Genomic DNA, 13,715 nt, shown 5'->3' with positions numbered 1-13,715 from the left:
GGAGTTACGTGTTGTCCGGGAATCTCGTGAACGGCGGGTCCGCGATCAGCTGCCCGCACGGCGGCCGGGTCGTGCCCGCCTCCGCCCTGTCGTCCGGCGTACGGATCGACGGCATGCCCGTGCCCACCGCTGCTGATGTCTTCACCGTCAGCGGCTGCCGGCACACGATCGACCGCATACCGCATCCTTGCGTCACGGTCCGCTGGACGCCGGGCCGCGACAGCGTGCTGATCGACGGCTCGCCCGTGCTGCTCGACAGCACGTCCGCGCTCTGCTTCAGCGCCGCGCTCCAGCCGCAGGGACCTCCGGTCGTCGCCGCGACGACGCGGGGGGTGTCTTCGCGATGAGTCGGATGACGCAGACGAGGAGCGAGATCGCTTTCCCCTTCCGGATCGACCGGCGGGGACGTACCGCGCACGCGGCGTACGACGACCATGTGCGGGATCTGATCGAGCAGTTGCTGTTCACCAGCCCCGGCGAGCGCGTGATGCGCCCCGACTTCGGCTGCGGGCTGCTCGATCTGGTCTTCACGCCCAACAGCCCCGAGCTGGCCTCCGCGCTGGAGCTCTCGGTACAGGCCTCGCTGCAGCGCTGGCTGGGCGAGCTGATCGAGGTGGAAGCCCTGGACGTGGTGAGCGAGGAGAACGTGGTCCGGGTCCATCTGCGCTATGTGGTGCGCTCCACCGCCAGCCGGCGCGACGAGGTCTTCGAGGGGAGCGGCCCGGCATGAGCGGGGTGAGCGAGGAGTTGGTCTGCCGCACCGACGGCAGGCGCGCAAAGGTACGGTCGGCACAGCTCGGTGGCGTGGACGCGGTGGAGGTCGGTGACGACGGGCTGACCCTGACCGTCACCTTCCTCGGCAAGGCGCCCCACGGCCTGTGCCCGGAGAACATACGCATCGACGGCGGCCGCCGGATCACCGGCCTCGAGGCCGTCGAGGTGTCCGTCGAGCGCGAGGAGGACCCGGAGCTCGACGACCGGCTGTTCGTCACGCTCGACCGCACCGGGGACACCTCCCGCTACCGGCTCTCGGTCGTCGACACGGATCCGTACGGAAGGCCCGGCACCGAGCCGTTCCCCGGCTTCGACCAGCGGTACTTCTCCGCGGGGTTCGACTTCCGTCCCGATTGCCCCACCCCCTTCGACTGCAAGGACGAGCAGCCGGACTGCCCGCCCGCCCCCAAGATCGCGCCGGTCATCGACTACACGGCGCGCGACTACGAGTCGATCCGCCGACTGATCCTGGACCGGCTGGCGCTGACCACCCCGGACTGGGTCGAGCGCAACGCCGCCGACCTCGGCACAACACTGGTCGAACTACTGGCCCACACCGGCGATCTGATCAGCTATCAGCAGGACGCGGTCGCGACGGAGGCGTACCTCGACACGGCCCGCCGCCGGGTGTCCGTGCGCCGGCATGTGCGGCTCATCGACTACCCGATGCACGACGGCGTCAACGCGCGTGCCTTCGTCGCGGTCGAGACGGTACGGGAGCTGACGCTGCTGCCCGGCACCTTCCGCTTCGCCGCCGTCGACGTCCGCACGCTGGGGCCGCGCGACCGGCCCGAGATCGGTACCGTCATCGACGACCGGGATCTGGCCGTGCTGGACGAGCGCGGATCGGTGGAGGTGTTCGAGCCGGTCGTCGGCCACGATCCGCTGGTGCTGCGCCCCGAGCACAACACGATCCGCTTCTGGACCTGGGGCGACGAGGTGTGTTCGCTGCCCAAGGGTGCAGTCTCCGCGACGCTGCGGGACGAGTGGGCGGACGAGGAGTGCACGGTCAGGGCGCTCGGGCTGTCGGCCGGTGATCTGCTGCTGATCGAGGAGGTGCGGGGGGCGCGTTCCGGTACGCCTGGCGACGCCGACCCGGCCCACCGCCAGGCCGTACGCCTCACCTCCGTCACCCCGGCCGTGGACCGGCTGGCGGACCAGCCCGTCCTCGAGGTCAGCTGGGCGCAGGAGGATGCGCTCGCCTTCCCGGTCTGTCTTTCCACCCGCGGCGGCCCGGACTGCGAGCCGGTCGAGGATGTGAGCGCGGCGCGCGGCAATGTCGCGCTCGTCGACCACGGCCGGTCGCTGACCTTCTGCGGCTCTGCGCCCGAGACGGTCACCGTGCCGCCCGCGCCGGCCGTCCTCGGGTCCTGCGATCCGTCGGGCTTCGGCTGCTGGGACCGCGACGAGGGAAACGAGACGGCCGATCTGATCAACACCCGGCTCCATCAGACCCGTTCGGGCCGCCTGCTGACCGCCGATCAGATACGGGAGCTGTTCACCGTCGTCGGCGAGGACGCGACCGAACGCGCCGGTCTCGGCCTGGAGCTCGCGGGCCGACGGCGCGAGAAGGTCGTGCCCGGCACCGCCTATGCGCAGGCCGAGGCGCTGGCGACGCTGCTGGCGCAGGTCGTCTACCCGGGCATCCCGGCGCGCTTCCGGCCGGTGTTGCAGCGCTCCCCCGTGGTCCAGTCCGTGCCGTTCCCCGACCCGCACCACGTCTCGGCCGGGCAGGCCACGCAACTGGCGGCCGTCCCGGGCCGTGTCCGGCAGCGTCTGGTGGAGCTGTGGCGCAGCGCCCGCGATTGCGACGGGCTCACCGAGCCGGAGATCGCCGAGCTGACGGTGCTGTTCGGGCTGCGGGTGCTCGAGCGTCTTGAGCTGCGCCGCCACCCGGTGCGCGCGCTGCGCGAGTTGCTGCACCGCAGTGAGCGGCTGCTGACCGCGAAGCTGCGGCGGCTCGACGTACTGTCGGCGCGGGCGCGCGCGGGCGCGGTACTCGACGCGGGCATCGCCTGGGAGATCGCGCACACCTGGGGCCCTGAGTACGCGGCCGGGCTGCACCCGGACGAGCCGGTGCTGCGCGGTCCTGCCGCAGCGCTCGTACAGGACCCGCGGGCCGCGCTGCCCGCGGTGACCTTGACGGACGACGACGAGCGGTGGACCCCGAAGCGGGATCTGCTGAGCAGCGGTCTGCGGGAGCGGCACTTCGTCGGCGAGCTGGAGGACGACGGCCGGATCGCGCTGCGCTTCGGCGACGGACGGCACGGCGCGCGCCCGCACCCCGGCGCCCGGCTGGAGCTGCACTACCGCCTCGGCGGCGGCACGGCGGGCAACGTCGGCGCGGAGGCCATCAACCATCTGGTGCTGTGCCGCGATCCGCAGGAGTCGGACGCCGGGGACCCGATGCCGGTGGCGGGGGTGCGCAATCCACTGCCCGCAGTCGGCGGCACCGAGCCCGAACCCGTCGAGCAGGTACGCCAGTTGGCGCCGCTCGACCTGAAGCGCACTCGGCTGCGCGCCGTCACCGCCGAGGACTACGCGGCGCTGGCGTCGAAGCTCCCGGGCGTGCAGCGCGCGGCCGCCGAGATCCGCTGGACCGGCAGCGTGCAGGAGGCGCATGTCGCCGTCGACGCGCTGGGGGCCGGTGATCCCTCTCCCGAACTGCTCGACTCGGTGTCGTACGCACTGGAGAGCTACCGCCGGATCGGGCACGACCTGGTCGTGGGACCGGCCAGGTCGGTGCCGCTGGACATCGCGCTCACGGTGTGCGCCGCGCCCGGCCATCAGCACGGCCAGATCCTCGCCGAGCTGTACCGGCTGCTGGGCAGCCGGCGGCTGCCCGGCGGACGGATCGGCTTCTTCCACCCCGACGCGCTGAGCTTCGGCGGACCGGTACGGCTCAGCCGTCTGGTGGCCGCTGCCGCCGGCGTACAGGGCGTGGAGAGCGTACGAGTGACCCGGCTGAGCCGGCTTTTCCACGAGGACCCACTCGACCACACGGCACTGGAGGCAGGCGTGCTGCGGCTCGGCCCGCTGGAGATCGCGCGATGCGACAACGACCCGGACCGGCCCGAGAACGGCCGGCTGACCATCGAGCTCGGCGGAGGTGCGCGATGAGTGGCGCCTGCGGCTGTGGCTGCGCCGGACACGACGAACGCCACGCGCCCGAGGCCCACCGGGGGTCCGGGGGTCGCCCCCCGGGAAAACCCAGCACGCCTCCAGGCCGAACTGCCCTGAACTACCGGGTGGGCGAGTACGGCTCGTTCCTGGCGGCCATGCTCGACCGTCTCGCCTCCCCCGCCTATCCGGCGCTGCGCGGGCTGACCGTCCGCACCCCGGACGATCCGGCGATCGGCCTGCTGGACTCGTGGGCGGTCGTCGGCGACCTGCTCACCTTCCACTCCGAGCGCATCGCCGACGAGGGCTATCTGCGTACCGCCAACGAACACCGCTCACTGGCGCTGCTCGGGCGGCTGGTGGGACACCGGCCACGACCCGGTATCGCGGCCGACACGCATCTCGCGTACACGCTGGACCGGGATCCGCGGGCCGAGGACGTACCGGTGCTGATTCCGCGCGGTGCGCGCAGCAACAGCGTGCCCACCACCTCCGACGAGGAGTCGCAGGCCTTCGAGACCAGTGAGGACCTGATCGCCCGCTGGGCGTGGAACGAGCTGGCGGTGCGTCGGCGCCGGCCTGCCCTGCTCACGCCCGACGATCTGCGCAAGCGGTCCGAGATCTTCGTCTCCGGCACCGACACCTCGCTGCAGACCGGGGACAAGCTGCTGTTCGTCTTCGGCGGGGGCCAAGAGGCGGGAGGGCAGCGGCTGTTGCTGCCGGTGGCGCGTATCCGGATCGACCGGGACGACGAGGTGACGGCCATCGGGCTGCCGCAGTCCGCGCCGGCGTCGCTGACCGAGCTGGTGGCGGAGCTCCGTGAGTGGATCACCGAGGACGAACGGGAGGTCGAGGAGGGCGAGGCGACGCCCGACAACCCCAACCCGCGTCCAGTCAGCATGATCATCGCGGAGTTCGACGCCCAGGTGCTGGCGCCGCTGCGCGCCGATCTGGACGGGATCAAGACCCCGGCGCAGTTCGCCCGGCGGCTTGCCGATCCGCATGACCGGCTCGCTGAGGCGCAGGCCGTCGCCGCTCCGTACGAGGAAGTCGCCGCCTGGTTCGAGCAGTTGGAGGCGGTGGTCGGTGAGCTGAGGGAGCGGGCAGCCGATCTGGAGCCCTCGCAGCCTGTGACTCCCACATCGGCCGCTTTGGCGTACTCTCCGGCCATGCGGGCGCTCGGCGCCGTCCTGCCGACGCTGCGCACCCGGGTCGTACGGCCGCCGTCCGGCGCCCGCGCGCTGTCGCACGATCCGGGCCGGTACTTCGCGCCCGGCTCCGACCTCGGCGCGCAGCTGCTGTCCGCGCTGGATCCGAGGGTCGCCGACGGGATGTACGCGGCGTGGCGGCAGGCCGCTCCGGCCGTGCCCGCCCTGCTGCGCGAACTGCAGTCGATGCGGGTGACCGCGGCTCCCTTCGGGGCGACGGCGCCGCTCAAGCCCGTACAGGACGAGCGTGGCCGGGTCATCCGGCAGGTGGACTGGCCGCTCACCGGCTCCGCACTGACCACCATGCGGATCGTGTACGACACGGCGGGCCGGGTGCCGGTGCGCGCGGAGTTCCAGCACACGGAGACGGGCGACTCGGTGCAGCGGTCGGAGAATCTGCCCGGCGGGATCACGTTCGGCCTCGGGCCCGGCCGGGTCTCGCTGCAGACCCGTGCGGGTCAGGACCACGATCTGAGCTGGCTGACCAGGCGCCCTGCGGACTCCCAGGAGCCCGGTGTGACCGCCCAGTTCTTCTCCGGGCTTCCCGAGCGGACCGTCTTCGTGTCCCGCCCCGCCGAGGACGGGCGAGTGCATGTGGCCGTGCACAACGGCGAACCGGTCAACTGGCTGCTGTCGCCCGGCGAGCACAAGCAGGTCACCCACGGCGGGTTCGAGGTGACCGTGCGGTACACGGTCGGCACCGAGCCGGCGAATGTCGAGGTCGGCATTGCGACCGTGCCGGAGCAGGCGAACCGTCGTGTCCTGCCGCTCGACTCCGTGCAGGACGGGATCACCGTCGGCAGCTGGGTCGCGATCGAGCGCCCCCGTAAGGGCGCGGATGATCCGGACGGGATCCCGGGTGACAGGAAGCTCGCCTTCGTGACCACCCGGGTCACCTCGGTGCGCACCGCCGCGTACACCAACTACGGCATCACGGGCCGCGGCACCGAGCTCACGCTCGCCGATCCGTGGCTCGACGAGCACGACGTCCTGCTCTCGGCGATCCGTGACACCACCGTGCACGCGGGCGGTGTGGCGCTGCGCCCGGCCGACGAGCCGCTGGGCGAGGATGTGCACGGCAATGAGCTCGAACTGGCCGAGCTGTACGACGGGTTGCGGCCCGGACGCCATCTGGTGGTGTCGGGCGAGCGCACCGACATCCCGAACACGGCCGGCCTGCGTGGCACGGAACTGGCGGTGATCGCTTCGGTGGAGCAGCAGCTCGACCCGCAGTTGCCCGGCGACCATGTGCATACGAAGCTGACGCTCACCACGGATCTGGCCTATCGCTACCGCCGTGACACGGTCCGCATCCAGGGCAATGTGGTGCCCGCGACGCACGGCGAGAGCCGGGACGAGCCGATCGGCAGCGGCGACGCCGACCGGAGCAATCAGACGTTCACGCTCTGGCAGTCGCCGCTGACATGGCTGCCTGCCGACAACCCGCTGGGCGCGACTCCGACCCTGGAGGTGCGCGTGGACGGGCTGTTGTGGCATGCGGTGGACAGCCTGGCCGGACACGGACCGCGTGAGCGGGTCTATGTCTCCGGGACGGCCGGGGACGGGCGTACCACGGTGGTCTTCGGCGACGGTGTGCACGGCGCGCGGCTGCCCACCGGGCACGAGAACGTCCGGGCCCGGTACCGCTTCGGCACCGGAAAGGCAGCCAACGTCCGGGCGGAGCGCATCACTCAAACGATCACCAGGCCGCTGGGCGTCACCGCGGTCACCAATCCGCAGCCCGCCACGGGCGGTGCGGACGCCGACGGTCCCGGCCTGACCCGGCGCACGATCCCGCTCGCGGTCTCCGCGCTCGACCGGCTCGTGTCCGTCACGGACTACGAGGACTTCGCTCGTTCGCGGGCGGGCATCGGCCGGGCAGCGGCACGCGAGATATTCGACGGAAGGCGGCGCGTGCTGCATGTGACCGTCGCTGGAGTGGACGACATCGCGATTGCCGACGACTCCGAGGTGCTGCGTGCGCTGCGCTCCTCGCTCGCCGAGTACGGAGACTCGCGGCTGCTGGTCCGGGTCGATGTACGCGAGCTGGTGCTGCTGCTGCTCGCGGCGAAGGTGAAGGTCGCCCGCGACCACACCTGGACGGTGGTCGAGCCGAGGCTGCGGCAGGCACTGCTGCGTGAATTCGGCAGCGGGCGGCGTGAGTTGGGCCGTCCCGCACTGCTGTCCGACGTCCTGGCGACGGCCCACTCGGTGCCCGGTGTGGACCATGTCGACGTGGACGTCTTCACCGGGGTGCCGGCGTCCGTCACTGCTGACGGGCTGACCGGGCTCGCGGAAGCCCTCGCCGAGCCGCGGACCGCGGTCGGGGCCCGGCTCGCCGAGTACGACGAGGACGTGCACCGGGTCACCGCCGAGGCCGGCGAGACGCTCACCGAGATCGCCGCCGGATACGGCATTTCGCTCGCCGAACTGCTGCGTCTGAACCCGGACATCACCGATACCCGGCGGCTCGGGAAGGGACGGGCGGTGTGCGTCTTCCGAGGCATCCGGCCGGCCCAGCTCGCCCTGTTGTCACCGCATGTCGCGGACACGCTGATTCTCACGGAGGTCACCGCATGAGCAGGGAACCGGACGGGCTCGCGGAGTTGCTCCCGCAGTGGCACCGTCTGCGGGACGCCGGTGGCGGTGAGCCACTGCGCGCACTGCTGGCGGTGATCGCCGAGCAGGCCGACCTGGTGCGGGACGGCGTCGAGCAGAACTACGAGGACTGGTTCGTGGAGACCGCGGCGCCCTGGGTGCTGCCGTATCTCGGCGATCTGGTCGGCTACAAACCGCTGCCGGGCTACGAACGCGTGCAGGCGAAGGGGCTTCAGGGCGAGGACGGGGCCGAATCGCGCAGCCGTCTCGCCGAGGCTCTCGCGCCACGTCGCGATGTCGCCGCGACCGTCGCCAACCGGCGGCGCAAGGGCACTCTCGCGCTGCTGGAGGAGCTGGCCGAGGAGGTCGCCGGGTGGCCTTCGCGGGCCGTGGAGTTCTCCCGGCTCGTCTCCCACCAGCAGCCGGTCAAGCTGTACGGATCGGGGACGGAGGCCGTCAACGCGCGCCGGCTCGAGCGCGGCCGGCTCGTCGACGTGCGGGAAGGGGCGGCGCTGGATCTGGCGGGCGGTCCCTTCGGTACGGTCGCGCAGACGGTGAATGTACGGCGGGCCGGTTCGGCGCGTACGCAGGGCGGCTACTCCCCGGCCGGGGTGGGGCTGTTCGTATGGCGGCTGAAGCCGTATCACGTGACCGGAGCGCCCGCGTACTGCGTCGACCGGGCCCGTAACCTCTACACCTTCTCGATTCTGGGCAATGACTCGCCGCTGGTGACCAAGCCGGTGCCGGAGCCGTCGGCGACCCACATGGCGACGATCGACAACGTCCCCGCGTACATCCGGCGCAGGCAGCTCGCCGACCGGCTCGCGGACTACTACGGGCCCGGCAAGAGCTTCACGATCTGGCGCGACGGGCAGGACGAGCCGGTGCCGCTGTCGGACATCGTGGTGGCGGATCTGACGGACTGGCGCTACCGCCCCAAGCGCGGGCAGGTGGCCGTCGACCCGGCGCTGGGCCGCATCGCCTTCGGCTCGCGTTCGGCACCGCGGCAGGGCGTCTGGGTCACCTACCACTACGCGTTCGGGGACGACACGGGCGGCGGCGAGTACCCGCGCGACCGTGAGACGTCGGTGGCGGCGAAGCTGTATCAGGTCGGTCCGGGGCAGACGTATCAGCGGATCATGGACGCGTACAACGACTGGCGCACCGACCGGCGGGCGGGGCGCTGCGGACCCGACGGCATCATCGAGATCACGCACAGCGGCGCCTACCAGGAGCAGCTGGACTTCGATCTGGATCCCGGCGACCGTCTGGAAGTGCGCGCGGCCGAGGGCACGCGGCCGGTGATCCGGCTGCTCGACTGGTACAGCAACCGGCCCGACGCGCTCAACATCCGTGCGCAGGAGGACTGCGAGGGTGACGCGCCGCGGATCGTGCTGGACGGTCTGCTGATCACCGGGCGCGGACTCAATGTCACCGGGCCGGTCGGGGCTGTGGTGCTGCGGCACTGCACGCTCGTACCGGGCTGGTCGCTGGAGCCTCAGTGCGAGCCGCACTCCCCCGAAGAGCCGAGCCTGGTCCTGGACCGGACCACCGCGTGCGTGTCCATCGAGCGGAGCATCCTCGGCACCATCGAGGTGATCGGCGACGAGGTCAACCACGATCCGCTGCCCATCCACATCCGGGACAGCATTCTGGACGCCACAGGACACGAGCTGCCGGCGTTGTCGGCCCCGGACTGCCGCCATGCGCACGCCGTGCTGCACGCGCACCGCACCACCGTCATCGGCGAGGTCCACACCCATGCGGTGGAGATCGCCGAGAACAGCATCTTCACCGGGCGGATGCAGGTCGTCCGGCGGGGCATCGGCTGTATGCGGTTTTCGTATGTGCCGCCCCTCTCGCGCACTCCGCGCCGCCACCGCTGCCTGCCGGATCTGGTGGGCCGTGAGAACGCGCAGGTGGTCCGGCCGCTGTTCACCAGTGAGCGGTACGGCACCCCCGCGTACGGGCAGTTGGCCGCGGGTTGCGCGGAAGCCCGGAGGTCTGGGGGTTGTCCCTCAGGCCGTTGCTGCTGCGGGCGCGGTGCCGAGGACGGCTCCGAGATGGGCGCCTTCCACGATCTCTACCAGCCGCAGCGCGAGGACAGCCTGCTGGCCCGGCTCGCCGAGTACACCCCGGCCGGTACCGACGCCGGGATCATCCCCGTCACCTGACACGACTTTTCACCGACTGCCGAACGACGACTGTCGAACTTCCGAGGGGGACCCCTTCCCATGCACGCAGACATCTCCCGCATCACCTTCCGGCCGGACCGGCACTACTCGGCGGTGATCGCACAGCAGGGCCGCGTACAGCTGGACGCGGATGCCAATGAGCAGGCCGCGATCCAGCTGGTCCAGGCCCGTACGACCGCTGCCGACCTGATCGGGCAGCACGGCGGCCCGCGCGGCGCCACCGGCTTCGCGCTGGGTTTCGTGGGCGGCGGCCGGGAACTTGACGATCTGTCCATCGGCGGCGGCCGTTACTACGTGGACGGCATCCTGCTGGATGCGGCACGTCCGCAGCCCGGAGTCCCGGTCGTCGACGACGGGCACGCGGCCGAGGATGGCGACACGGACGCGCCCGCCGAGGCACAGCCGCCGGCCACCTGGACGTACTGGGACCAGCCGGACGGCCACCGGGACCCGGAGCGCCCCGGTGACCGGCTGCCGACCCAGTTTCCGTATCTCGCCTATCTGAAGGTGTGGGAGCGCTCGGTCACCGCGGCCGAGGACCCGCTGCTGCGGGAGGTGGCGCTGGGTTCCGCGATGCCCGACACGGCGGCCCGGCTCAAGGTCGTCTGGCAGGTGCTGCCGCTGGCCGGCTCGCAGCTGGAACTCGAGGACGGGGCGACCAAGGACCAGGTCCGCGCGGCGTTCGCGAAGTGGGCCGTGGCGCAGGCGCCGACCGCTCGGATGGCGGCGCGCAGCGAGCGTCCCGAGCACGCCGACGAGGACCCGTGCCTGGTGAGGCCGGACGCCCGGTACCGGGGCCAGGAGAACCAGATGTACCGGGTGGAGATCCACGAGGGCGGCGCGGCGAAGGACGCGACCTTCAAATGGTCCCGGGAGAACGGCTCGGTGACCTTCCCTGTAGACGAACTCGACGGTACATGGGTGGAGTTGGCCTCACTCGGCAGTGACGACAAGCTCGATCTGAACGTAGGCGACCTGGTCGAGTTCGTGGACACCGCCTACACCAGCCGCGGTGAGCCGCTGCCGCTGCTGCGGGTGGAGGAGGTCGACCTGCCGGGCCGCCGGGTGCGGCTCTCCGGCGAGCCGGATCCTTCGGTCGGCAGGCGCCCCGGACTCCACCCGTTCCTGCGGCGCTGGGACCACCGGTCGGGTTCGTCCCGGCACACGAGCGGCTCCGGCCGTACGAAGCAGGGCGCATCGAAGCTGCGCAACGGCGCGGTCCGGATCGAGGAGGGCGGCTGGCTGCCGCTGGAGGACGGGGTTCTCGTCTACTTCGAGCCGGGCAGGACGTATCGGCCCGGTGACTTCTGGACCGTTCCGGCACGTACGGCGACGGGCAATGTCGAGTGGCCCACGGATGCGGCGCGCCGACCGCTGCTGCAGGCCCCGGCCGGGATTCAGGCGCACTACGCGCCGTTGGCCTGGGTGCTGGGCGAAGGTTCGGTCGCGGATCTGCGGATGACGTTCGGGCCGCTGGCGGCCGTGATCCCGGCCGCGGACGAGGAGGCGCTGGCGGCGGAGGCCTCGGCCGAGGCGGAGGCCGCGGCTGCCGAGACTGCTGCGGCGGCCGGTTCGGGCGCGCAGACGGCGGGGCAGGACGACGAGGGACAGCCCGAGAACTGACGTACCAACCGGGAAGGAGCACCACGATGGCAACGCCTCTGTCCGCCGACAAACTGCTCAAGGCCCTTCGCAACGAAGGGCTTCAGGTCGTCGAGCACCGGAGCTGGCGCACACACAACCGCAACCACAAGGGTCCGTGGGGGCCCATGCACGGGGTGATGATCCATCACACCGTGACCTCGGGCACCCAGAACTCCGTGGACATCTGCTACAACGGCCACTCGAGTCTGCCGGGGCCGCTGTGCCACGGGGTGATAGCCAAGGACGGCACCATCCACATGGTCGGCAACGGGCGCGCCAACCACGCCGGGCTCGGCGACGACGACGTCCTGCGCGCGGTGATCAACGAAACGGCGCTGCCCGGCGACAACGAGGCCAACACCGACGGCAATCGCTACTTCTACGGCTTTGAGTGCGTCAACCTCGGCAATGGCACGGACCCGTGGCCTGCGGCCCAGCTGGAGGCCATCGAGAAGGCGGCGGCCGCGATCTGCCGGGCGCACGGCTGGACGTACCGCTCGGTGATCGGGCACAAGGAGTGGCAGCCGGGGAAGATCGACCCGCGCGGGTTCACGATGGACTCGATGCGCGGCCGGATCAAGGCGCGTCTGGCCGGTAAGCCGGGCGGCCCGACCAAGCCGCCGGCGCCGAAGCCCCCGGCGACGTTCGAGCCGTTCCCGGGCGCCGCGTTCTTCCAGGCCGGACGGCACAGTCCCATCATCACGGCGATGGGAAAGAGACTGGTGGCCGAGGGCTGCGGGCGGTACGAAGTGGGCCCGAGCCCGGACTGGTCGGAGGCGGACCGCAAGTCGTACGCCGCATGGCAGCGCAAGCTGGGCTTCTCGGGGAGCGACGCCGACGGCATTCCGGGAAAGTCGAGCTGGGACAGACTCAAGGTGCCCAACGTCTGAGCGCGCCCTGTACGACGCCGGCCGGACGGCTCTCCTTGGACGAGGGCCGCCCGGCCGCTGCGTGCCCTGTAGCGTTTCGCGAGAGGATGATCGGCTTCCGGCTGGAGGGCATATGGGCAAGGACGCGATCGTGGTCATCGGAGCCGACGAGGTACGTGCGGCCCTGCCCATGGCAGCGGCGATCGCCGCGCTCCAGGACGCACTGCGCGACGGGCTCGACCCGGAGGCCGATCCCGCCCGCACCGTGGTCCCGGTCGAGCATGGGCAGCTGCTGCTGATGCCGTCGCACGCCCGCCGCTACGCCGGCGTCAAGATCGCCACGGTGGCGCCGACCAACCCCGCCATCGGGCTGCCTCGTATCCAGGGCAACTACCTGCTGCTGGACGCAGCGACGCTCGGCCCGCTGGCCGTTCTCGACGGTGTCGCGCTGACCGCCGTCCGTACCGCGGCAGTCTCGGCGGCCGCCGCCGATCTCCTCGCCGTACCGGACGCCGAGCGTCTCGTCGTCTTCGGCACCGGACCGCAGGCGCACAGTCATATCGAGGCGCTGCGTGCTGTCCGCCCGGTCCGGCACATCACAGTGGTCGGCCGCGACCTCGACCGGCTCGCCGGCTTCCTTCAGCAGTACGGGGATTCGGATCCTGTGGTGGAGGCGGGTACGGCGGACGCGGTGGCGCAGGCGGATCTGGTCGCCTGCTGCACCACCGCGCGCACTCCGCTGTTCGACGGGGCGGCCCTGTCCGCGCACGCGACCGTCGTCGCCGTCGGCTCCCACGAACCTGATGCCCGCGAGGTGGACGACGAGACGGTGCGCCGTTCGACCGTGGTCGTCGAGGCGCGGGGCGCGGCACTGCGCGAGGCGGGCGACGTCATTCTGGCCATCGGCTGCGGAGCGCTGGAAGCCGATTCCCTCGTCGGCCTCGCGGACCTCGCCCGCGGCACGGTCACGACCGAAGGCTCCCGCCCCCGGCTCTTCAAGAGCGTAGGCATGGCCTGGGAGGACCTGGTCGTCGCCGGTGTCGCCTACGAGGCGCACATCGGCTAGGGCCAATGCCGTGGCGTTGGATCCGGGCTTACGCTGCTATCCGGTGCGGGTGCGGGTCATCGCCTACCACCTGGACGGCGTCCCTGGCGCCGGTCGGGACGGTTATCGCCTGGCCACCGACTTGCCGACCTCCAGGCCACGGAAGCCGGCCAGGTAGCCCCTACCCCCGGGGCGGAACCCGCGTCCGCCGCCCCCAACTCCTCGGCGGCCCTCATCAACGAATACCAACAGGCAGCCTGAA

Annotated in this window: 8 protein-coding genes; all 8 read left to right on the top strand. The window is 71.6% G+C overall.

What is annotated here, in order from left to right; all coding sequences use genetic code 11:
- Nucleotides 1-8: 8 nt before the first annotated feature.
- Complete coding sequence (locus ACFYXH_RS12035) at nucleotides 9-347, top strand: hypothetical protein (protein ID WP_389562241.1); 339 nt, start codon at nucleotides 9-11, stop codon at nucleotides 345-347.
- Complete coding sequence (locus ACFYXH_RS12030; protein WP_389561964.1) at nucleotides 344-730, top strand: GPW/gp25 family protein; 387 nt, start codon at nucleotides 344-346, stop codon at nucleotides 728-730. Before ACFYXH_RS12035 ends, ACFYXH_RS12030 begins: the two co-directional genes overlap by 4 nt.
- A complete protein-coding gene (locus tag ACFYXH_RS12025) occupies nucleotides 727-3,894 on the top strand; it encodes a putative baseplate assembly protein (protein ID WP_389561963.1) in 3,168 nt (1,055 codons plus the stop codon). The genes ACFYXH_RS12030 and ACFYXH_RS12025 overlap by 4 nt, the downstream gene beginning before the upstream one ends.
- Complete coding sequence (locus ACFYXH_RS12020) at nucleotides 3,891-7,682, top strand: putative baseplate assembly protein (RefSeq protein WP_389561962.1); 3,792 nt, start codon at nucleotides 3,891-3,893, stop codon at nucleotides 7,680-7,682. The genes ACFYXH_RS12025 and ACFYXH_RS12020 overlap by 4 nt, the downstream gene beginning before the upstream one ends.
- The gene (locus ACFYXH_RS12015; protein WP_389561961.1) at nucleotides 7,679-9,874 is read left to right on the top strand and encodes a hypothetical protein; all 2,196 of its coding nucleotides are present in this window, start codon (nucleotides 7,679-7,681) and stop codon (nucleotides 9,872-9,874) included. The genes ACFYXH_RS12020 and ACFYXH_RS12015 overlap by 4 nt, the downstream gene beginning before the upstream one ends.
- A 60-nt stretch (nucleotides 9,875-9,934) precedes the next feature.
- Nucleotides 9,935-11,518 (top strand): DUF6519 domain-containing protein, encoded by a 1,584-nt coding sequence (locus ACFYXH_RS12010; RefSeq protein ID WP_389561960.1) that lies wholly within the window; start codon nucleotides 9,935-9,937, stop codon nucleotides 11,516-11,518.
- Nucleotides 11,519-11,544: 26 nt separating this feature from the next.
- Nucleotides 11,545-12,429 (top strand): peptidoglycan-binding protein, encoded by an 885-nt coding sequence (locus tag ACFYXH_RS12005; protein ID WP_389561959.1) that lies wholly within the window; start codon nucleotides 11,545-11,547, stop codon nucleotides 12,427-12,429.
- Nucleotides 12,430-12,541: 112 nt separating this feature from the next.
- Complete coding sequence (locus ACFYXH_RS12000; protein ID WP_389561958.1) at nucleotides 12,542-13,474, top strand: ornithine cyclodeaminase family protein; 933 nt, start codon at nucleotides 12,542-12,544, stop codon at nucleotides 13,472-13,474.
- Nucleotides 13,475-13,715 lie beyond the last annotated feature (241 nt).

Source organism: Streptomyces sp. NPDC002730, from assembly GCF_042888805.1.
Lineage (GTDB): Bacteria > Actinomycetota > Actinomycetes > Streptomycetales > Streptomycetaceae > Streptomyces.
This window is presented reverse-complemented; position numbering and strand designations above follow the sequence as displayed.